The organism is Nonomuraea aurantiaca, from assembly GCF_020215705.1.
In the GTDB taxonomy this organism is placed as follows: domain Bacteria; phylum Actinomycetota; class Actinomycetes; order Streptosporangiales; family Streptosporangiaceae; genus Nonomuraea; species Nonomuraea aurantiaca.
Map to the genome: position 1 here is coordinate 157,422 of NZ_JAIWNB010000012.1, position 20,919 is coordinate 178,340.

A 20,919-nucleotide genomic window follows, 5' to 3' on the forward strand; every position below is an offset into this window, starting at 1 on the left:
CCGTCGTGAGCGCGTTCGACCTGCCGTGGCTGGTCGCCGACATCGGCGGCACCAATGCCCGGTTCGGGCTGGTCACCTCACCGGGAGCGCGGCCGTCGCGCGTCGCGGTCCTGGCGGGGGCCGGCCACGCCACTCTCCCGGAAGCCGTAGCCGCCTACCTCGCGCAGCACGCGGGCGGAGTGCGGCCGGGGGCGGCGTGCCTGGCCGTGGCCGGACCCGTCGAGGGCGACCGCTACGCGCTGACGAACTCGGCCTGGAGCGGCTCGGCGAGCGACCTCGGCCTGCCGTACACGATGATGCTGAACGACTTCGAGGCGCTGGCCGTCTCGCTGCCCCGTCTGGAGTCCGCCGACCTGGCGTCCCTGGGCGGCCCGGAACCCGCCCACGGCGTCAAGGCCGTGCTCGGGCCTGGCACCGGGCTGGGCGTCGCCGGGCTGGTGCCCACCGACGGCGGCTGGACGCCGGTCTCCGGCGAGGGCGGGCACGTCACGGTGCCGGTGCGCGACGACCGGGAGCGGGAGATCGTCCGGGTGCTCCGCGCCGGGGGCCTGGACCACGTGGTGGCCGAGCACGTGCTGTCGGGCCCCGGCCTGGTGGTGCTGCACCGGGCGCTGGCCGAGGTCAACGGCGTCGACGCGCCCCGCCTGCCGGCCGCGGACATCGTGGCGCGGCTGGACGACTCGCTGTGCGCGGAGACGGTCGAGGTGTTCTGCGGGATGCTGGGGAGTTTCGCCGGGAACGTGGCGCTGACGCTCGGGGCCCGGGGTGGCGTCTATCTCGGCGGCGGTGTGCTGCCCCGTATCGTGGAGCGCGTGCGTGCCAGCGACTTCCGAGCCAGGTTCGCCGACAACCCGGATATGTCCGGCTACCTGTCGGCCATCTCGACCACGCTCATCGTCGCCCCGCAACCGGCCCTGACGGGCGCCGCCGCCTGGCTGGCGCAGCGCGCCGCAGGAGAGCGGCTGCCCTCGGGCGGCCGAGTAAATGAGCTGTACCCATTGAGGAGAGAACTTTCATGAGCCTGCTCGATCTCGCCCCCGTCATCCCCGTCGTGGTGATCGACGACGTGGAGACGGCTGTGCCGCTGACGCGGGCGCTCGTCGCGGGCGGCCTGCCGGTCATCGAGGTGACCCTGCGTACGGCGGGCGCGCTGGAGGCCATCGCCAGGATCGCCGCCGAGGTGCCGGAGGCCACGGTCGGCGCGGGAACGATCCGGACTTCTGCCGATATTGCGGCGTCTTTGGCGGCGGGGGCGAAGTTCCTGGTCTCACCCGGGACGACGCTGACCCTGGCCGACGCGCTGGACGCGAGCGGGCTGCCGTACCTGCCGGGCGCGGCGACCGCCTCCGAGGCGATGGCGCTGGCCGAGCGGGGCCTGAAGGAGCTGAAGTTCTTCCCCGCCGAGCCCGCGGGCGGCGTGGCGTACCTGAAGGCGCTGTCGGCGCCGCTGCCGGACGTGCGGTTCTGCCCCACGGGCGGCATCAGGCCGGCCACCGCGCCCGACTACCTCGCGCTGCCGAACGTCGGCTGCGTCGGCGGCACCTGGCTGACCCCGGCCGACGCCCTGGCCGCGGGCGACTGGGGCCGCGTGGAGAAGCTGGCCTCCGAGGCCGCCGCGCTCGGCTGAGGCACCCCGCCCCCAACGCGATCTATACGGCACCTATACAGCCGCTGCGCAGCCTGAGCCTGACTGGCTTATCGCGTCGCAGCGGAGGTGGACGGTGTCCGAGAAGCTTTGGGGGCCACCGCTCCCCGTCGCCCTGCCGCTGACGCCCGGTGCCTACTCGGAGAGCATAGTGATCATTCCCGGCTACACCTACGACCCCTTCAGCCGCCGCATGTGATTTCCGGAAGGGAATCCGCGACTCCATCGCCCTGAACTTCTTCCTCGCCGTGCCCGCCTTCGGCTGACAAACGGGCTTGACACCGGCGGGAGCCGTCATAAAGGCTTCCGTCGATGTTGGCGTTGCATGGGTTGACGGGAAAAGAACCATCGTGCACATTTAAGCGACTTTGATCTTCTTTGTGCACTTTAGTCTTGTCCGGGAGCGCGATGAAGTTCGCCGTTCTGGGGCCGCTTGACATTTCGGCCGATGCCCAGTCCCTACCTCTCGGCGCCGGAAAGCAGCGTGCCCTGCTCGCCGAACTCCTCTGCCGCCCGGGACGCCCCGTCTCCCCCGCCACCCTCATCCAGGCGCTCTGGGGCCAGAGCCCGCCCCGCACCGCGCCGGACAACCTCCGGCTCTACGTGCACCAGCTCCGCAGGACGCTGGGCCACGACCGGATCACCCGTACCGCCGCGGGCTACGTGCTGACCCTCCATCCGGGCGAGCTCGACGCGGACAGGTTCGAGGAGCTGGCCGAGCAGGGCAGGAGCGCCCTGTCCGCCGGAGAGCACGAACGGGCCGCCGAGCTGCTCAAGCAGGCGCTGGACCTGTGGCGTGGTCCCGCGTACGCGGAGCTGAACCTGACCGTCGGGCTCAGCGACCACGCGCACCGCCTGGAGGAGGAGCGGCTGATCGCGCTGGAGAACCGGATCGAGGCGGACCTGGCCCGCGGGATGCACGCCGCGCTCGTCGCCGAGCTGACCGGGCTGGTCGGCGAGCACCCCCTGCGGGAACGGTCACGCCGGCAGCTCATGCTCGCCCTGGCCAGGTCGGGCCGCCAGGCCGAGGCGCTGGCCACCTACCGCGACGCCCGCCGGGTCTTCGCCACCGAGCTCGGCCTCGATCCGGGCGCCGAGCTCCGGCGCCTGCACCAGGCCATCCTCACGGGCACCCTGCCGGTCGAGGCCGCCACCGCTCCGTCGGACGACCCCTCCCCCCGTTCCCCCGCCCAGTTACCGGCCGACATCTCTGACTTCACCGGCCGGATCGAGCAGCTCGCCGACCTGACGGACCTCCTCGGCAACGGCCCGCCTCCGGGGCCAGGGCCCGTGCGCGTGTACGTCATCGCGGGGATGGGCGGGGTCGGCAAGACGACGCTGGCCGTCCACGCGGCCCATCTGATCGCCCAGCACTACCCCGACGGGCAGCTGCACACCAACCTGCACGGCGCCGAGTCCTCCCCCGCCGATCCCGCCCAGGTGCTCGCGGCCTTCCTCACCGCGCTCGGCGTGCCGCGCCCCACCCTCCCGGACACCCTCGAGGAACGGGCCGCGGTCTTCAGGAGCCGGCTGGCGGAGCGCCGGATGCTCATCGTGCTCGACAACGCCGCCTCGGAGCAGCAGGTTCGCCCGCTGTTCCCCGGTACGTCCGGCTGCGCCGTCATCATCACCAGCAGGACCCGGCTGACCGGGCTGTCCGGCGCGGCAGTGGTCGAGCTCTCGGTGCTCCACCCCGAGCAGGGCGTGCAGCTGCTCTCCAGGATCGTCGGGGCCGACCGGGTGGCCGCCGAGCCGGAGGCGGCGGCCGAGCTCGTCCGGCTGTCGGACGGCATACCCCTGGCCGTCCGGGTGGCGGGCGCCCGCCTCGTGGCCCGGCCGCACTGGCCGCTCACCCGCCTGGCCGGGCAGCTCACCGACGAGCGGCGGCGGCTGGACCAGTTCGCCACCGGCGACCTGGCCGTCCGGGCCAGCCTGGCGCTCAGCTATGTGGGGCTGGATCCCGACGCGCGCCGGGCGTTCCGGCTGCTCGGCTCGCTGGACGTGCCCGACTTCGCGGGCTGGGTGGCCGGGGCGCTGCTCGACATTCCCGTGGCGGCCGGCGAGGAGCTGGTCGAGACGCTGGTGGACACCCAGCTCGTGCTGTTCAGCGGGATGGATCCGGCCGGCCAGCCCCGCTACCGCTTCCACGACCTCGTCCGCCTGTACGCCCGCGAGCGCGGTGAGCTCGAGGACGAGCCGGAGGCCGTGGCCGCGGCACTGAGCAGGGCCTTCGGCGCCTGGCTCGCGCTGGCCGAACGCGCCACCGAGCGCGTGCCGGGCACCTCCTCGGCCATCATCCACGGCACCGCCCCACGCTGGAACTCCCCCGACGGCGCCCCCTGGGACGGTCCGGCCGTACAGGATCCGATGGCCTGGTTCGACACCGAGCGGACGGCGCTGATAGCGGCGATCCGCCAGGCGTGCTCGCTGGGCCTGGCCGAGGTCGCCTGGGACACCGCCTGCTGCGTGGAGCGCTACTTCGACGTGTGCGGGCAGTTCGACGACTGGCGCGGGCTGCACGAGCGCGTCCTGGAGGTCTGCCTCGCGACGGGCAACCGGCTCGGGGAGGCGGTCATCCGGCGCGGGCTCATGCACGCCACCACGTGGATGGAGACCGGCGGCGAGGCCATGGCCGCGCAGTACGAGGGGGCCGAGCGGCTGATCACCCTGTTCTCCGAACTGGGCGAGGAACGCGGGCTGTCCGACGCGTACGTGCTGCGGGCCTGGGGCGAGGCGGCCAGGGGCGACATGGCGGAGGGCCTGCGGTCCGGGCAGATCGCCTTGAGCCTGGCCGAGAGCAGCGGCCACCAGGGCGGGCAGGCCAGGGCGCTGGTGTGCATGGCGGTGGCGTACGGGACGCGCGACATCAAGATGGCCATCGTGCACCTGCTGCGCGGCCTGGAACTGGCCGAGAAGCTCGGCAATCCGCGCTTCGAAGCCACGACGCTGCAGTTCCTGGGCCTGGCGCACGCCCATGCGCAGGAGTTCGACGCCGGGCTGGAGTACCTGGTCAGAGCCCTGGCCATCTACCGCCAGATCCGCGATCCGCTGCTGGAGGCGATGGGCCTGGTCGCTCTGGCCAGGCTGTACGCCGGGCACCACGACCCGAGGGCGCGGCCCGCCGCCGAGGCGGCCGAGATGCTGAGCCGCTCGCACCGCCTGGCCCACCACCAGGCCGACGCGCTCTGGGTGCTCGGCGGAGTGAGCCTGGCGGAGGGCAGGATCGACGAGGCGGTCGCCCATCTGGAGGAATCGGTCAGGCTCTGGCGTACTCGGGGGTGGCAGGAGTTCCTGGCGGGCGCGCTGGCCGACCTCGCGGACGCCTACACCGCCGCCGGCGACCTCACGGCGGCCGCCGCCGCCCGCAGTGAGGCGACCGCGCTCACCGGACCTACCTGAGCCGGATGAATACCATGGCGGCCGGCGGGAAGATCCTTGACACCTCTTGGGGAGTCTCATGACCCGTTCCGTCCTTGTGTGGGCCCTGATCCTCGTCGTCGCGGGAGCCGTCGCCGTGGCGCTCTGCGTCGTCACCGCGCCCGTGGTCTCCGCCGAGGCCCCGCGTGACTTCTTCGACTCGCCCTTCCTGCTGCCCGCGTTCCTCGTCCTGGCGGTCCTGGCCGGTCTGGCCGGGTGGTTCGCCCCGCAGGTGGGCCTCCTGTGGGGCCTGCTCGCCGCCGCTCCGTTCTACGTCTACTTCGCCTCGCGCGTCGTCGGTGAACTGCGGGGAGGCGGCCAGGGGCTCTGGCCGGTCGGCCTGCTGTTCCTGGTCGGCCTCACGCTCATCCCCCTGCTCGCGGCCCTGGCGACCTCGCTGGTCGCCAGGGCGCGCGGGTGACTCACCCCTTGTAGTTGAAGATCTGGCGGAGGGTGTGCTGGACCGTCACCAGGTCCTGCTGGTCCGCCATCACCTGGTCGATGGACTTGTACGCCTCGGGGTGCTCGTCGACCAGCGCGGCGGCCCGGTCCGCGTTCCAGGTCCGGCCGCTCATCGCCGCGGTCAGGGAGGCCGCGGACAGCTCCCGCTTCGCCTTCGTCCGGGACATGCGGCGGCCCGCGCCATGCGAGCAGGAGTTGTACGACTCGGGGATCCCCCGGCCGCGCACGATGTACGAGCGGGTGCCCATCGAACCGGGGATCACGCCTTCGTCGCCGGTGCCGGCCTTGATGGCCCCCTTACGGGTGATCCACAGGGACTTGCCGTAGTGGGTCTCCTGCTGGGTGAAGTTGTGGTGGCAGTTGATCGTGCGAACCCGCTCGCCCTGGCCTGCGACCCGGAACAGGGCGTTGACCAGGACCTTGTCCATCCGGGCACGGGAGGCCATGGCGTAGTGCTGGGCCCACAGCATGTCCTCGATGTACGCGGTGAACTCCGGCGTGCTCTGGACGAGGTAGGCCAGATCCGGGTCCTCCAGCCCGATCTCCTGCTTCTTCATCAGCTTCTTCGCGCCCGTGATGTGCATCTGGGCGAGCTGGTTGCCGATGCCGCGCGAACCCGAGTGCAGCACCGTCCAGACCCGGTCTCGCTCGTCCAGGCAGACCTCGACGAAGTGGTTGCCGGAGCCGAGGGTGCCGAACTGGTCGGACACCTTCTTGGTCTGCTTCGGGTTGAGATCGGTGTGCGGCAGGCCGAGGTCGCTGAGTGCACGGTCCATCGCCGGGTCGTCATGGCCCTTCCCGACGCCGGCCGGGATGCGGCGCTCCACCATCGGCATGAGGGCGGCCAGGGTGTCGGGCAGGTCGGCGGCCGTCAGCGTCGTCTCGGTGGCGACCATGCCGCAGCCGATGTCCACGCCGACGGCGGCCGGGATGATCGCGTTCTCGGTGGGAATGACCGAGCCGACCGTGGCGCCGATGCCGAGATGAGCGTCGGGCATGAGAGCGACGTGTCCGGAGACGAATGGCAGGCGGGCAGCGCGAGCGGCCTGCATGATCGCGCCTTCGTCGATCTCGCTGGCCCACGACAACAGGTTCGGTGCGGGCTGATTCGGCATGGGATAGATCTCCTCGCTGGTTCGTGATCAGTTTGGCGAGACCAGGAGGTATTTCCCACCCATTTTATCGACTTCCGGCTTTGTGGAGTGGCGACCCAGCGCCTGCTTCGGCCACGGTGTTCGCTCGGGGGGAGGCAAAACGCGCTGCTCTACCTCCTCACCGAGGGGTGACCGCTGCCGGCCGCCGCGACCGGGCGGCCACGACCGGTACGGACTGGGCGGCGAGCCCCAAACCCGTCCAAACTCAGTGGCCACCGGGTGACCCGTTCCTCCGTTAGAGTCTTGGGGAACGGGCATGCCGGGCGGAGGATCGGTCGGTTGAGGCAACGGGACAACGAAGGCGAGAGGACAGCGACGTTGGGGCAGCAGGGGCGCTCCGCAGGCACTCCGCTGACGCCGGAAGACCCGCCGGCGATCGGCCCCTATGAGCTGATCAGCCGCCTCGGCTCGGGCGGCATGGGCACCGTCTACCTGGCCAAGGCCGCCGACGGCGTACAGGTCGCGCTCAAGGCGATCCGCCGCGACTACACCACGGATCCGGTCTACCGGGCGCGCTTCCACGAAGAGGTGTCCAACGCCCGCAAGGTCGCCTCGTTCTGCACGGCCCGCGTCCTCGACCACGGCGAGCACGACGGGGTCCTCTACCTCGTCACCGAGTACATCGAGGGCATCTCCCTCGAGAACCACCTGATCGAGCACGGCCCGCTGACGCCGTCCGTGCTGCACTCGGCGGCCGTGGGCGTGGCGGCGGCGCTGACCGCGATCCACGCCGTCGGCCTGGTGCACCGCGACCTCAAGCCCGCCAACGTGATGCTGACGCTGGGCGGCCCGCGGGTGATCGACTTCGGGCTGGCCCGCTCGTCCCACGTCTCCACCCGCCACACCAACGCGGGCATGGTGATGGGCACGCCCGGCTGGATCGCTCCCGAGCAGGTCTTCGAGGGCCGCACCAGCCCGGCGGGCGACGTGTTCGCCTGGGGCTCGCTGATCGCCTACGCCGGGCTCGGCGGCCACCCGTTCGGCGAGGGCGACGCCTACGTCATGGCCGCTCGCGCCCGCACCGCCCCGCCGGACCTGCGCGGGCTGCCCGCGCCGCTCGACCGGCTGGTGGCCGCGGCCATCCACCCCGATCCCGCGCGCCGACCGGCGGCCAAGCAGCTCCTGCTCGAACTCGTGGGCGCGGCCGACGAGCCGGCCGCCCAGCTCGCCGCGACCCGCCACCTCAGCAGCTCGTGGAACCCGTCGGAGTTTCCGCCGCTGGCCGAGTTCCCGAACAATTCGCAGGTACGCCAGGCGCCGCCGGGCTGGTCCCCGCCGCCGCAGGCCCACCAGCCGCAGCCCCACCAGCCGTCGGCCCAGCAGCCTCAAGCGCACCAGCAGACCGGTGTGGGGCCGCTGCCGGGACGCGGGCCCGCGCCGCACCCGCCTGCCCAGGCACCGCCCCCGCCGCGCCAGGCACCTCCTCGCCAGGCGCCACCCCGCCAGGCATCGCCCCGTCAAGGATCGCCCCGCCAAGCATCGCCGCCTGGTCCGGCGAGCCAGGTGCCGCCGTCCCACCAGACGGGACAAATGCCACCGTCTCTCCAGACCGGACAGGTGCCGCTTTCCGCCCATCAGACAGGGCAGGTGCCGCTGCCGCCTGGGCCGAGGGGCCCGGCGGGGTTCCCGGTCAAGCGGAAGAGGAGCGTGTTCACCGGGTGCGTGACCGCTGTCGTGGTGGCCATCGTGCTGTTCGTGCTGCTGCTGGCCGTACTGGTGTGGGCGCTCAGGTCCCCCGACCCGGTCGGCGCGGACAGCCCGGTGCAGGACGGGAAGCTGAAGTTCGCGGTAACAGGCACCAAGTGCCCCAAACCGGCCAAGGCCGCGAAGCAGCGCACCTGCCAGGTGAGCGTCAAGGTCAACAACGTCGGCCAGGAGGCCAGGGTCCTCTACCCCGGCCAGCAGAAACTCCTGGACGAGGACGACGCGTTACACGGGGGCACCAAGCTGCTCGACAAGGCGGGCGCGGAGGTCACGCCGGTCCGCATCGGGCCGGGCCAGTCCTTCAGCGGCGCGCTGCTGTTCGAGCTGCCGAAGGAGGCCCAGCCCGCGGGGCTGGAGCTGCATGACTCCGGCCTGAGCACCGGGGTGCGGGTCAGGCTCGATTAGTCCGGTAGGCGACGGGAGGGTGGTCAGGCCCGGCTGGTGCCGTACGAGGCGGGATCGGAGATGTCGGCCTTCGACCGATCGGGCAGCGCGTACGTCGCGACCAAGCCGATCACCGCGCCGATGATCATGAACACGGAGATGGCCTGCCAGCCGTAGTCGTGCAGCAGCCAGGTGGCGATCAACGGTGCCGGTCCGCCCGCGATGACGGAGGCCAGCTGATATCCCAGCCCGGCGCCCCCGTACCGCAGACTGGTCGGGAAGCTCTCCGCGATGAGCGCGGCCTGCGGACCGTACTCCATGGAGTGCTGGAGCTGCGTGACCATCATCGTGACCAGGATGACGACGGCGATGCCGGTGTTGAGCAGCGCGTAGTAGGGGAAGGCGACCACCGCCAGCAGCGCGGCCCCGATGAGGTAGAGCCTGCGGCGGCCTATCCGATCGCTGAGATGCCCGAAGTACGGGATCGCGAAGAGCTCGACGGCCGCCGCGGCGCTGACGGCGGCGAACGCGAACGTTCGCGACATCCCGATGCTCGGGGACGTGATGTAGGTGATCACGAATGTCGTGTAGAGGTAGAACGGCATCTGCTCGGGGACGCGCAGGAGCGCGCTGAGCAGGACCTCCTTCGGGTGCTTCTTGAGGACCTCGACCACCGGCAGCTTGGCCACCTGCCTGGTCTCGAGGAGCTTGGCGAACAGCGGCGTCTCCATGACCCGCAACCGCACCCAGAGACCGATGGCGACCAGCACCAGGCTCGCCAGGAACGGGATCCGCCAACCCCAGTCCTTGAACGAGTCGCCGGCCGCGAGAGCCACCAGCGACATCGCGCCGGTGCCGAGTATGAGGCCGATGGGCACGCCGACCTGCGGCCAGCTGGCCATCAGGCCGCGCCTGCGCTGGTCGCCCCACTCCATGGACAGCAGCACCGAGCCGCTCCACTCACCGCCGACCGCGATCCCCTGAAGGATGCGCAGGACAACGAGCAGGATCGGCGCGATCACGCCGATCGAGGCGGTGCCGGGCAGCACACCGATGAGCGCGCTGGAGACGCCCATCATGATCAGGGTGACGATGAGCGTGGCCTTACGCCCGATGCGGTCGCCCCAGTGCCCGAAGATCGCCGCGCCGACCGGCCGGGCGGCGAACCCGACCGCGTAGGTGGCGAAGGACGCCAGCACGCCCGCGTACGGGGTGGACTTGGGGAAGAAGACGTCGGCGAACACGGTCGCTGCGGCCGTGCCATAGAGAAAGAAGTCATACCACTCGATGGCCGTACCGACGACACTCGCCGTCGCCGCGCGCCTCACCTGGGATTGATACTCCGCGGCTGGTAACCCGTGATCGTGCGTCACCTGCGCCTCCTCAGCCCGGACCGGGACTCCCAGTGTGATCAGGCTCACACGTCACCCGGTTTGCGCCATGCGTACCCGGCTGGCGGGGGGCGAACACTGGATTTGTCAGATCGTTAGCGACAAATGGTGCCTTTCTGGTGTCGGACGACCTTCCCATCGGGAGATCGTGCCCTGGGATTGCGAACACCTCAGAGCGTGATCCAGCTTCGCTCCGGGAGGCGTGCCCGTTCATCAGGTCCACGATCATCAAGGCCCTGGGTCCAGGGTCTTCGTGAGCCTGGTCAGCGCTTCGGTGATCTGCTCAGGGGTGAGGCCGAGCACCGAACGCTGGTAGCCGTACACCTCGGGAGCCAAAGGCGCGAGCAGGACGTCGACCAGCGCGTCCGGGCCTGGCACCCCCGCGGCGACCACGAGCACGCGCACGTGGGCGCGCCAGAAGCCGTACGCGCCGGTCTCGAAGCGCGAGCGGCCCACTTCCGAGCCGAGCACGAGGTGCCGGTGGCCCTCCAGCAGCCCCACCATGGCCGCGTAGAAGGCGGCCAGCCGCTCGGCGGCCGGCGCGCCCGGACCCAGGGGCGGCTCGCCGCGCAGCAGCCGCTCCTGCAGCTCCCGCTCATGTTCGTCGAGCAGCGCGACAGCGATCGAGGCCCGGTCCGGGTAGCGGCGGTAGAGCGTGCCGCGGCCCACCCCGGCCTTCTTCGCGATGTCGTCCATCGTCACGTCCTGCGGCGCCTTCTCGGCGAAGAGCAGGGCGGCCGCCTCCAGGATCCTGGCCCGGTTGCGCGCGGCGTCGGCTCTCTCCATGCCGGACATTGTATCTGGACATGGCGTCCGGTTATAGTGAACCGGACAGCGTGTCCACATAGCTGAGGAGAGAACATGCTGCTGCATCTGGACGCCAGCGCCCGCCGGGCTTCGTTCTCGCGGGGTCTGTCGAGTGTGTACGCCAAGACCTGGCGAGCAGCCCATCCCCAGGCCCGGTACGTCTACCGCGACCTGGCCGCGCAACCCGTACCGCACATCGGCGAGGCATGGACCGAACTGTGCGACTACATCCTGGAGCAGGAGATCACCGACATCTCGCGCTACCGGGAGGCGGCCCGCACCCCCACCCAGCACCAGGCGTGGGACGTCCTGGAGCCGCTGCTCGACGAGGTGGTCGCCGCCGAGGTGATCCTCATCGGCACGCCGATGTACAACTACTCGATCCCCTCGGCGCTGAAAGCCTGGCTCGACCAGATCACCTTTCCCAAGATGTCGCTCGAAGGCCGCTCGTTCGTGGTGACCAGCGCGCGCGGCGGCGCGTACGGCCCCGGAACGCCCCGCGAGCCGTACGACCACCAGGAGCGCTACTTGCGCGACTTCTTCAAGGGCCACTTCCAGGTCGAGGACGTGACGTTCATTCACGCGGAACTGGTCAACGCCCGCCTCGACCCGGCGCTGGCGCACCTGCGCGACCGGCACGAGGAATCACTGGCCGCGGCGCTCAAGGAGGCGGCCCGATGAACTGGCTGATCCTGGCCCTGGCCGGGCTCGTCGAGGTCGCGTGGTCGCAGAGCATCAAGCCGACGCACAACTTCACCCGTCCGCTGCCGACGGCGGTGTGTCTGGTGCTGATGGCCGCCGCCGTCTGGCTGCTGTCACGGGCCATGAACACGCTGCCGGTCGGCACCGCGTACGCCGTCTTCACCGGCATCGGCGCCGTCGGCGCGATCGGCTTGGGCATCGTGCTCAACGACGACCCCGTCTCGGTGGGCAGGATGGCGGCGCTCGGCCTGATCGTCGGCGGGATCGTGCTGGCCCGAGTCACCACCTGAACCACGAACGCCAGGCCGTCATGCGGCTCAGCCCGCCATACGAGACGACCGTCCGATACGCGCTGATGCCCCACCGCAGGACGCCTGCTCCCACGAAGGGATCAGCTCGTTTGCCGAGAGGCGACGGCTCCGGTCATCTCGATGGTGATGGCCCAGCGTTCGTGGCCTCTCCACGCTCCATTGATGAACCGGTACGGCTGGTGCCGTCCCGGCTTGGGTGCATGGCCCGCCGGACGCTGTCCGCCGCTGGTGGGCGGTGGGGCGGGCACCGTGCGCCGGTCGGGCACACGGCTGGAAGTCATCGGGTTGTTTCGTGCGGTGGCTGAGCTGCGGGTGGGCCGTTTCGGGGTGGGGCGCCTCTTGGCTCTGTCGCGTGCTGCCGGTCGGGGGTGCAGGTCTGCTCGGGTGCGGCGGGCGCGGCGGGGCGCACGGGTTGGCCTGCGCGTTCGGCGGGCGCGGGCGAGGTTGCCTTCCACGATGGCGTGGATGGTGCGCACCCCGGTGGAACGGTGGGTGCGGGTGGCGTTCTGGCCGAGCAGGCCGCGGGAGACGATCCGCTCGGCCGCTGCCCAGTCCCGATCACAGGACAGGCCGCAGGCCGGGCAGTACGCCCACCTCCAGCCCCGCTCGCCGAGTCGGTCCGGGGCCGGGCAATGCTTGAGCACCGACGTGCCATCCCCGCACCGGGGGCAGTACCGGGAGGTCCCACGCGCCGCGACGGTGACCACCGCGATGGCGTACTTGGCCGCCAGATGCCGGATCGCCTCGACGATCCGACCGCGTACCTGCCCCGACAGCCGCGCATTCGCCCTGCCTCGGCGCCCGCGCACAGCGAATATGAAGAACGGTTCATACCCTCAGGGGATCCCCGAGTTCCACGCCCAAGCCGCGATCCCGACCCGATTGGCCGCTCCCACCTTGCGCTGGATATTGGCCACATGCGTCTTCGCCGTGCCGGCGCTGATGAACAGCTCGGCGGCGATCTCACCATTCGTACGCCCATGGGCGACCAGGCGCGCGATCTCCGTCTCTCGCTCCGTGAGCGGCTCCCCCGGCGGCTCCGGCCGGGCGGCACGGAGGTGGCGCAACAGCCGTACGGTGACCTGCGGGCTGATGAGCGTGTCCCCGGCCATGGCGGCACGGATGGCCTCGACGAGCAGCGTCGGTCCCGACCGCTTCAGCAGAAACCCGCAAGCGCCGTTGCGTAGTGCCGTGTGCACATAGTCATCGAGGTCGAACGTGGTCACCACGATCACCCGCGTCTCCGGCGCGAGCACCCTGGTGACCTCAAGCCCGTCGAGCTTGGGCATGCGGATGTCGGCCAGTACGACGTCGGGCTTGAGATGCCGGGCGAGCTCCACGGCCGCCCGGCCGTCGGCCGCCTCTCCCACGACCGTCATGTCGGGCTGCGAGTCGAGAATGAGCCGGAAGCCGATCCGTACGTCATCCTGATCGTCCGCGACGAGAACCCGAGTCGTCACGTCACCGCCCCCACCAACCGAGTGCGATCACACCACTCACCCATCGCACGCATGTCTCCCCACCTTCCAGCAGCACGTCACCCCCAGCTTTCCATCCCGCGTCAGGCGTCATCCTCGTCCCTGGGACGGGTCAGACGGGTCAGACGGGGATGGTCGCCGTGACGCGCCAGCCCGCCCCGTGCGGACCCGCTGAAAGGGAGCCGCCGACCGTCCCGAGCACCTCGGCGAGTCCCGCCAGGCCGAAGCCGCCCTTGCGGCCGAGCCCGGCGAAGCGACCCCCACCCGAACGACCCCCACCCGAACGACCGCCGCTCGAACGATCCCCGCCTGGACGATCACCGCGATCGCCCTGCGCCGAATCGCCGACCCCACGATCACCGACCTCCGCCTGGCTGCCGCTGCCGCCATCATCGTGCACCCGGACGTGGATCATGTCGCCGTCTCTCGTCACCGCGATGTCGACAGTGGTCGCCCGCGGCGCGTGCCTGCGTACGTTGGTCAGCGCCTCCGTCACCACCCGGTAGACGGTTGCCGACGCCTCGCGGGAGATCTGTTCCGCCTCGACGGCGAGATTCACGCGGACGGTCGACGAGAACCCGTCGGCCAGCTCCCGCAGCCCGTCGATGCCGGGTGCCGGGCCTCTGGCAGGCTCGTTGAGCATGTGGACCGTACGATCGAGCGAGGTCAAAGCCCGCTGGCCGCCCTCCTCGATGCGCCGCAGGGCGTCCTCGATCCGCGGCGGCAGCTCTGGTGCGAGCCGGGCGGCCTGGGCCTGTACGAGCATGCCGCTGACATCGTGCGCCACGAAATCGTGCAGGTCACGCGCCAGAGCGAGCCGCTGATCCCGTACGGCCTGCGCCACCGCCCGACGCCGGTTGCCGTCGAGTGAGCGCAGGTAGAGCCCGGCCGCGGCGACCCCGACCGCCCCCAGCGACCAGCCCGCGCAACCGGCCAGTATCAGCGAGGGCGGGCCGGGCCAGACCATTCTCAGCAGGATGGTCGAAACCGCCAGACCGGGGACGAGGGCTGCGAGAGGCGCCCTGCGGGCCGCGAGCATCGTCAGGGCGAGCAGCGCCGGCACCTCGATCAGCAGCCAGAACGTGGTGTCGCCGCGGGTTCCGGTCAGCGGATGGTAGGCGGTGATCGCCAGGGAGACCGCTCCCCCGCCCACGGCCGAGTACGCGGGAGGGACGCGCGGTCTCAACGCCACCACCAGCGCGCACAGCTGGACCACCGCACCGATGAGATTCACGATCTCGACCCTAGAACGCCTCGGCCAGTGGCATGGCCTTCCCCTCGGGTCCGTCACGCCACTCGCGAAAATCCGTGCGACGAGCCCCACAGTTGCCAGGAAGCGCGTCGAAATCGGCGGGCGCGGACCAGTCGCCCCGTCGCGCGCTCCACGCCGAGCATGTGGCACCTGGTCAGAGTCAGCGTCAGAGTCGGCGTCACGTAGTCGAGGAGCGCGTACGGACAGCAGGAGCTACCTCACGGCCTGATGCTTTCGGGGAAACCGGTCCAGCGCAGGCCGGTCGGAAGGTGACTCATGTCGTTGAACATCACGATCGTGGGCGGCAGGCCGTCGCGGTACTCGATGACCGTCAGTGCGGTGTTGGCGCTGTTCAGGCCGAGCCATCGGGCCGGCGGCGCGTCCAGCGCGTGCCGCACCAGCCACGCGATCGGATAGGCGTGCGTCACCAGGACCTCGTGCGTGTCACGCCGAGTCCCTTGTGCGGTCGTCTCGGGGACCTTCGCGAACCGGGCGACCAGGGCCTCGGCGAGCTTCTGGCCCGAGGCCGCCTCGGCTTCGTCGTAGCCGTCGAAGAAGCCGGCCCAGGACGGGGGCGTTTCGGCCGTGCTGGGAACGTAGGGCACGTGGTCGATGAGTTCGGCGGCCTCGGCCACGGGCACGTTCGGTAGATGGCGGGCGAGTTCGTGCGCGCTCGCTGCGGCGCGTGGTAGCGGAGAGTGCCACACGGCGTCGATCGGTACGCCGGCGAGCCGTTCGCCCAGCAGGCCCGCCTGCTGGTGTCCGATGCCGGTGAGCCGCCCGAACGCGTCGGCGGCGCCGTGGCGTGCCAGGTAGAGGTGTCGCGTTGTCATGAGTCGTCGGGGGCACGGGGTCCGTGCGGGGCCGCTCCCCATCTCCTTCGATCTCGATCCGTGGGTGTGGGTTCGGTGGCGGGATGCTTGGGCGGGGTCGGCTCTTGGCCTGACAGGGACCGGCCAGGGACGGAAGTGATCAGTTATGTGCCTGCCGCCGTGACGGTGCCGGTGGTGCCGTCGAGAGTGATGACGGTGTCGTCGTGGAGCGCGCTCGTCGCGTTCCGGATGCCGAGAACGGCGGGGATGGCGTGCTCGCGAGCGACGATCGCGGCGTGGGAGAGCACGCCGCCGGTCTCGGTGATGACACCGGCGGCGATGCGCAGCAGCGGTGTCCAAGCGGGGTCGGTGTAGGGGCAGACGAGGATGTCGCCTGGGCGCACGCGCGCGAAGTCGCCGGGACCGCGGACGATTCTCGCGGTGCCGGTTACGGTCCCGTGGCTGCCTGGTGTTCCGGTGAGCGTGGCGGTTACGGTCCCGGGGGTTCCCGTGAGCGTGTCGGCTGGGGTGTCCGAGGCGCTGGACGGCGAGGTCGGCGATGGGGGTGCGGCGGTGACCGGCCGTGCTTGCAGAACCCAGATGCGGCCCTCGACGATCGCCCACTCGATGTCCTGTGGTCCACCGCGTACGGCGGCGATCTCTTCGCCCAGCTTGGCGAGTTGCATGGCGGTCGCGTCGTCGATCGTCGGTTGGTCCCGGCCATGGGCCGGCACGTCGCTGATGACGAGCCGCGCGCCGTGCCGGTCGAGGCGGGTCCGTTTGTCCGCGACGGTACGTGTGACCGAACCGTCCCCGGCGACGCGGTAGGCGTCAGGGGTGACCGTACCTCCGACGACGCTGGGTCCGAGTCCCCAGGACGCCTCGATCTGGGTCGCGTCGTTCGGGTCCGCGGGCGTGAACATGACCCCGGACACCTCGGCATCCACATGACGTTGGACGAGGACGGCCATCGCAAGTTCCTCGGACGGCTGGTCGTCGCGCCGGTAGTCGATGGCACGGGGAGAGAACAACGAGGCCCAGCAGGCACGTACGGCATCGGCGACCTCGCCGACTCCGCGCACGGCGAGGAAGCTCTCGTGCTGACCGGCCGCCGACGCCTGACCGGTGTCCTCGTTCGCCGCCGATGATCTGACCGCCACGGGCGTATCGCCGAGCTCGTCGAGCGCGCGGCGCAACGCATCGACCACGGTGGGGTGAACCGGACCGGACTCGATCACCTGCCGCGCCGCGTCCAGGTCGCCGGCGACCCGGACGAGGTCCAGGTCGCGGACAGCGGCGAGGTACGCGGTGTACGAGACGACGAAGCCGTCAGGGACCGGCAGGCCCGCGCGGAGCAGCGCGCCGAGTGCGCCGGCCTTGCCGCCGCAGGTATCGGCGACAGCCTCCATGAGGGGTACGATCATCCACCCAGTCCTTCAACAAAAGATTGACAACGTTTTGTTGATTGTGCAGGATAAGCGCATGCCACGCAAGCAGGACATCGCTCACAGCATGCAGACCGATCACGTCCAGGCCCACCGCGAGCAGGACGCACGCGAGCGTCTTATGGGCATGGGCGCGGATCAGCTCGACGCCCGTCCGTGGCGACCTCCACCCACCCCGCCGTCGGCGGTCGACCTCGTGCAGTTCGCCGTCTGGCGCAACGCCGACCTGGACCCGGAGGGCATCCTGAGCGCGCTCGCCCTCCTGCCCGCCGCACGCGCCGAGGTCGAGGGACTCGAAACCGGCCTGCTGTTCACGGCCCGGAGCGCGGGACTGACCTGGGCCCAGATGGCACAGGCGATGGGGTTCAACTCCCCGCAGGCGTGCCAGCAGCATTACACCCGCCTGGCAGGACGATCGGACGCCGGCTCATGACGCGCGACTCCGCGGCCGACCTCCTGGTCCTGCACGCCGTACGCATCACCGGGTTCGCGGACACTCCGGTGATCGCTCAGCGGTACGGGCTCGACGCGGCCGAGACGAAAGAGGCGCTGCTCGACGCCGAGGCATGGGGGTGGGTCGAGCACACCTCCTTCGCCGGGACCGGAGGTTGGTCGTTGACCGAAACGGGCCGAGCCGAGAACGAGCGCCGGCTCGCGGCCGAGCTCGCCGGCGTCGGCGGCGCCGATGAGGTCCGTGACATCTACCGAGAGTTCCTCCCGCTGAACGCCCTCCTGCTACAAGCCTGCACGGACTGGCAGCTCCGGCCCAACGTGGGCGATCGGCTCGCCGTCAACGACCATTCCGATGCCGCCTGGGACGCCAGAATCCTCTACGATCTCGGCGGCATCGAGCGTGCGCTCCTGCCACTCATGGACCGGCTGGGGGGTGTCCTCACCCGGTTCCGCGGATACGACACCCGATTCGCCGCAGCCCTGGCGCGCGCCCGAGCGGGTGAGGGCGGCTGGGTCGACCGCACCGACGTCGACTCCTGCCATCGTGTCTGGTTCGAGCTCCACGAAGACCTCATCGCCACGCTCGGCCTCGACCGCCACACCGAACCCTGAAGCGCCCCGGGTGGAGGGCCGGGTCGACCAGCCGGGCCCAGCCGCGAAGGACGCGGTGCGAGACGTCGGGGTACGGATCGCCGACGCGCTGGCCGCCGCGCACGCCCAGGGTGTGCTGCATCGCGACGTCAAGCCCGCCAATCTGCTGCTCAACCGCTACGGGCATGTGGCGCTGTCCGACTTCGGCCTGGCCACGATGCCTGACTCGGGGCCCGACGCGTCGGTGACGCGGGAGTCGCTGACGCCTGCCTATGCGCCTCCGGAGGCGTTCGACCTGGCCGAGCCGAGTGCCGCCGGTGACGTGTCCCGCGTCCGCCGTACCCGGGGCGAAGGCGGCGTGCGTCAAGGAGACCGAGTGCTGGGGCGGCCTGGTCGTCTCCGCGGGCGACACGACGGCGCGGCGGCTCGGCTGCGAGGAGACCCATTCCTGGGAGACATACGCGATCGCGCCGCTTCCGGCCGACTCTCTCACCTACGACCAGCGCGACCTGGCGAGACACCCTACTGTGAAGAAGGTCTGCGCCAAGGCCGTCCTGCTGGCCACGAGGCACGGCTCGGCCAAGAACATTGCCGGAAACAAGTGGATATCAGATGTCATGCCGCCGTCGTCGGCACAGTTCGATAAGGGCGTGCGGGTCTACCGCTGCGTCGGTGCCCTGGCGGGCGCGGAGAGGGCCGGGTCCGTCTTCCGGCCTTTCCCTTAGCGATCAGCGCAGCACACCGGTACGGCGCCATGAGCCGTGCGCTGAAGGGAGGCAGGGTGGGTCCGCGACTGACAGCCGTGGTCTTGGTGGTGCTGACCTTGGCCGGATGTACCGCCCCGGCAGGGCTCGAGCGTGGCGCGGACGACCGCACCACGTCCGGGGCCGGCGCGAGTGACCGTGCCGGTCACGAATCCGCCGGGCCGGGTGAGACCCCGGCAGCGCGGACGAGCGGCACCCCCGCCGCGTCCCGTCCCCGGGGACGCTGGCGGGTGGTCTACCGGCAGAAGGGGCTGGACTACGGTGCCGACTTCCTCGACATCGCGGCCACGGGCGCGGCCGACGCGTGGGCGGTCGGTGAGCGGGCGTTCGGCACCGACGGCCATGAGGCGTTGCTGGTCCACTGGGATGGCGAGCGCTGGCGACGGCTGACGAAAGAGCTGCCGAAGCAGGCCCGATACGTCACGCTCACCAAGGTGGCCGCGTCAGATCCCGGCAACGTGTGGGTGATCGCCGAGGACAAGGAGGGCGGTGAGTCCGGGCTGCTGCGCTTCGACGGGCGGCGCTGGTCGTTCATCCCCGATCCGGTGGTCACGTCCGAGGGAGATTCCGCGAGTCCGTCAGAGGTGGTCGCGCTGGGCGGGGGGCAGGCGTGGGTGTTCGGTGACGGGTGGGCCCGGCACTTCGACGGGCAGCGCTGGACCAGCCAGGCGATCCCCATCACGACGTACGCCGCCGTCGCCGTGTCGCCGCACGACATCTGGGCGGCCGGCGAGGTGGACCCGCTGCCGGACGACGGCTACGTGCAGTCGGAGCCGGCCGTCGCGCACTTCGACGGCCGGGCCTGGCGGCGCGTACCCCTGCCCACGCCATCAGAGCCCGCGCCGGCGCCGCCCGGCTCAGTCGACTCGCGAGTCTCGGCGGTGCTGGCCGTGGCCGCCGACGACGTGTGGGCGGTGGGCGGTTACGAGACGCCGGACGGCGCGTTCCGCCCTCTGTCCTACCGGTGGAACGGCACTGCCTGGCGGGCGGTCGCCATCGAGGGCGGGCAGTTGACCGGGATCGCCCGCGACAGTGGTGGCGTGGTGTGGGTCGCCTGCCGGCGGTCCGTCTCCGAGGACGCGAAAGACGCCTACCGGCTGCTGGCCGACGCGGGGGGGCGATGGTCGCGGGTCACGCCTCCCGCCCCGGTGACCACGATGACCGCGCTCCCCGGCGGGAAGCCGCTGTGGGCGATCGGCCAGAACACGATCATGGAGTTCCGCTAGGGTTCGGCTCCTTCGCCCGGCTCAGCGGGTTGGGGTCGGTGATCGCCGATCGCGCGGCTCAGCAGGGTGGGCTCGGTGATCGGGGACTCGTGGGTGCCGAGGACGGTGCAGGCGTGGGCTCCGGCGGTGGCGCCGAGGCGTACGCACTGCTCCAGGGGTAGCCCGCGCAGAGTGCCGTACAGGAAGCCGGAGACGAACGCGTCGCCCGCGCCGTTGCTGTCGGCGACCGGGCCGGGCAGGGGCGCGGCCGGGAAGGCGCGCAGCGGCGCGTCGCGGGTGAGGACCAGGCAGCCGTCGGCGCCGCGCGTGCAGACGACCGTGTGGGCGCGGCCGCGTTCGATGATGCCGGCCATCGTGGCGGCCGGGTCGGCGAGCGCGGCGGCCGAGAGGAAGACGAGGTCGGAGCGGTAGGCGAAGTCCTGGTGGTAGTCGTCGACGCCGTTCCAGTCGTGCAGGTCCGTCGAGACGGGCATGTCCAGGTCCGGGTACACGTGTCGGCAGAAGTCGGTGATCGAGACATGCGCGTGCCGCGCGCGGACGCCCTTGTAGAGGTGGCTCGGGAGCCGCTCCCCGGGCGTGGCCCTGGGGTCGAACAGCGAGGTGCGGCGGCCGTCCGGGCCGACCAGCAGGACGCTGCGCCGGGTGCCCGCCGGCGCCGGCGCCCAGGCGAAGTCGAGGCCGCGCAACGCGTGACGGATCAGCGCGCCCTGCGGGTCGTCGCCGATCAGGTCGGCGAACGTGACGTCGAGTCCGAGCGCCGCGCAGCCGAGCGCGACACCGGCACCGGTGTTGCCGATCCGGTCGATGACGGGCGGGACGGAGTAGGTGTCCTCGTACGGGAGGGGCAGCGCGGGCACGTACACGGTGGTGTCGACCCCGGAGCCGCCGAGGACCAGAACGTCACGCGTCATCGGCTCTTGG

21 protein-coding genes and 1 pseudogene are annotated in these 20,919 nt (G+C 71.1%); 13 read left to right on the top strand and 9 right to left on the bottom strand.

The window, feature by feature from the left end; genetic code table 11:
* Positions 1 to 5: 5 nt before the first annotated feature.
* The 5 genes from glk (at position 6) to LDL49_RS27705 (ending at position 5,483) form a co-directional block, all read left to right on the top strand.
* Complete coding sequence (gene glk / locus LDL49_RS27690; protein ID WP_225294899.1) at positions 6 to 1,019, top strand: glucokinase; 1,014 nt, start codon at positions 6 to 8, stop codon at positions 1,017 to 1,019.
* On the top strand, positions 1,016 to 1,627 hold the full coding sequence (eda, locus tag LDL49_RS27695) for a bifunctional 4-hydroxy-2-oxoglutarate aldolase/2-dehydro-3-deoxy-phosphogluconate aldolase (RefSeq protein WP_225294901.1): 612 nt from the start codon (positions 1,016 to 1,018) through the stop codon (positions 1,625 to 1,627). Before glk ends, eda begins: the two co-directional genes overlap by 4 nt.
* 94 nt (positions 1,628 to 1,721) lie before the next feature.
* Positions 1,722 to 1,844: a hypothetical protein gene (locus tag LDL49_RS57185; RefSeq protein ID WP_263655581.1), complete on the top strand. Its 123-nt coding sequence runs from the start codon at positions 1,722 to 1,724 to the stop codon at positions 1,842 to 1,844.
* 209 nt (positions 1,845 to 2,053) lie between these two features.
* Positions 2,054 to 5,044, top strand: a complete 2,991-nt coding sequence (locus tag LDL49_RS27700; RefSeq protein ID WP_225294903.1) for an AfsR/SARP family transcriptional regulator — start codon at positions 2,054 to 2,056, stop codon at positions 5,042 to 5,044.
* A 58-nt stretch (positions 5,045 to 5,102) separates the two neighbouring features.
* A complete protein-coding gene (locus LDL49_RS27705; protein ID WP_225294905.1) occupies positions 5,103 to 5,483 on the top strand; it encodes a hypothetical protein in 381 nt (126 codons plus the stop codon).
* Position 5,484: 1 nt separating this feature from the next.
* On the opposite strand, the gene LDL49_RS27710 is transcribed toward LDL49_RS27705, so the two are convergent.
* A complete protein-coding gene (locus LDL49_RS27710; RefSeq protein WP_225294907.1) occupies positions 5,485 to 6,639 on the bottom strand; it encodes an RtcB family protein in 1,155 nt (384 codons plus the stop codon).
* Between the two features lie 357 nt (positions 6,640 to 6,996).
* Between LDL49_RS27710 and LDL49_RS27715 the strand changes: the two genes are divergently transcribed.
* On the top strand, positions 6,997 to 8,787 hold the full coding sequence (locus LDL49_RS27715) for a serine/threonine-protein kinase (RefSeq protein ID WP_225294909.1): 1,791 nt from the start codon (positions 6,997 to 6,999) through the stop codon (positions 8,785 to 8,787).
* A gap of 23 nt (positions 8,788 to 8,810) precedes the next feature.
* Here LDL49_RS27715 and LDL49_RS27720 read toward each other — a convergent pair whose 3' ends face one another.
* Both LDL49_RS27720 and LDL49_RS27725 read right to left on the bottom strand, forming a co-directional pair.
* On the bottom strand, positions 8,811 to 10,094 hold the full coding sequence (locus LDL49_RS27720; protein WP_225294911.1) for an MFS transporter: 1,284 nt from the start codon (positions 10,092 to 10,094) through the stop codon (positions 8,811 to 8,813).
* A gap of 291 nt (positions 10,095 to 10,385) precedes the next feature.
* Positions 10,386 to 10,943, bottom strand: a complete 558-nt coding sequence (locus tag LDL49_RS27725) for a TetR/AcrR family transcriptional regulator (RefSeq protein ID WP_225294913.1) — start codon at positions 10,941 to 10,943, stop codon at positions 10,386 to 10,388.
* A 75-nt stretch (positions 10,944 to 11,018) separates the two neighbouring features.
* On the opposite strand from LDL49_RS27725, the gene LDL49_RS27730 reads away from it, so the two are divergent.
* Both LDL49_RS27730 and LDL49_RS27735 read left to right on the top strand, forming a co-directional pair.
* Positions 11,019 to 11,645 (top strand): FMN-dependent NADH-azoreductase, encoded by a 627-nt coding sequence (locus LDL49_RS27730; RefSeq protein WP_225294915.1) that lies wholly within the window; start codon positions 11,019 to 11,021, stop codon positions 11,643 to 11,645.
* On the top strand, positions 11,642 to 11,956 hold the full coding sequence (locus LDL49_RS27735) for a DMT family transporter (RefSeq protein WP_225294917.1): 315 nt from the start codon (positions 11,642 to 11,644) through the stop codon (positions 11,954 to 11,956). The genes LDL49_RS27730 and LDL49_RS27735 overlap by 4 nt, the downstream gene beginning before the upstream one ends.
* Positions 11,957 to 12,057: 101 nt before the next feature.
* Here LDL49_RS27735 and LDL49_RS27740 read toward each other — a convergent pair whose 3' ends face one another.
* From LDL49_RS27740 to LDL49_RS27760, 5 genes are all read right to left on the bottom strand, one after another.
* Complete coding sequence (locus LDL49_RS27740; protein ID WP_225294919.1) at positions 12,058 to 12,786, bottom strand: zinc ribbon domain-containing protein; 729 nt, start codon at positions 12,784 to 12,786, stop codon at positions 12,058 to 12,060.
* Between the two features lie 27 nt (positions 12,787 to 12,813).
* A complete protein-coding gene (locus LDL49_RS27745; RefSeq protein WP_225294921.1) occupies positions 12,814 to 13,437 on the bottom strand; it encodes a response regulator in 624 nt (207 codons plus the stop codon).
* Positions 13,438 to 13,576: 139 nt separating this feature from the next.
* Positions 13,577 to 14,689, bottom strand: coding sequence for a sensor histidine kinase (locus LDL49_RS27750; protein WP_225294923.1), 1,113 nt, complete (start codon positions 14,687 to 14,689; stop codon positions 13,577 to 13,579).
* A 236-nt stretch (positions 14,690 to 14,925) separates the two neighbouring features.
* Entirely contained in the window at positions 14,926 to 15,540 is a 615-nt protein-coding gene (locus LDL49_RS27755) for a histidine phosphatase family protein (RefSeq protein ID WP_225294925.1), read from the bottom strand.
* Positions 15,541 to 15,683: 143 nt separating this feature from the next.
* On the bottom strand, positions 15,684 to 16,943 hold the full coding sequence (locus LDL49_RS27760) for a PEP/pyruvate-binding domain-containing protein (RefSeq protein WP_225294927.1): 1,260 nt from the start codon (positions 16,941 to 16,943) through the stop codon (positions 15,684 to 15,686).
* A gap of 58 nt (positions 16,944 to 17,001) precedes the next feature.
* Between LDL49_RS27760 and LDL49_RS27765 the strand changes: the two genes are divergently transcribed.
* The 5 genes and pseudogenes from LDL49_RS27765 to LDL49_RS27785 all read left to right on the top strand — a co-directional run bounded on the left by LDL49_RS27765 (position 17,002) and on the right by LDL49_RS27785 (position 19,998).
* Positions 17,002 to 17,397, top strand: a complete 396-nt coding sequence (locus LDL49_RS27765; RefSeq protein WP_225294929.1) for a DNA-binding protein — start codon at positions 17,002 to 17,004, stop codon at positions 17,395 to 17,397.
* A complete protein-coding gene (locus tag LDL49_RS27770) occupies positions 17,394 to 18,029 on the top strand; it encodes a transcriptional regulator (RefSeq protein WP_225294931.1) in 636 nt (211 codons plus the stop codon). The genes LDL49_RS27765 and LDL49_RS27770 overlap by 4 nt, the downstream gene beginning before the upstream one ends.
* 10 nt (positions 18,030 to 18,039) lie before the next feature.
* Positions 18,040 to 18,291, top strand: a pseudogene (locus LDL49_RS58505) (protein kinase domain-containing protein); the annotation flags it as partial.
* 34 nt (positions 18,292 to 18,325) lie between these two features.
* Positions 18,326 to 18,733, top strand: a complete 408-nt coding sequence (locus LDL49_RS58510) for a hypothetical protein (RefSeq protein WP_225295191.1) — start codon at positions 18,326 to 18,328, stop codon at positions 18,731 to 18,733.
* 56 nt (positions 18,734 to 18,789) lie between these two features.
* Entirely contained in the window at positions 18,790 to 19,998 is a 1,209-nt protein-coding gene (locus LDL49_RS27785; protein WP_225294933.1) for a beta propeller repeat protein, read from the top strand.
* Here LDL49_RS27785 and LDL49_RS27790 read toward each other — a convergent pair.
* Positions 19,995 to 20,909: a PfkB family carbohydrate kinase gene (locus LDL49_RS27790; RefSeq protein ID WP_225294935.1), complete on the bottom strand. Its 915-nt coding sequence runs from the start codon at positions 20,907 to 20,909 to the stop codon at positions 19,995 to 19,997. The genes LDL49_RS27785 and LDL49_RS27790 overlap by 4 nt on opposite strands.
* Between the last annotated feature and the right edge of the window lie 10 nt (positions 20,910 to 20,919).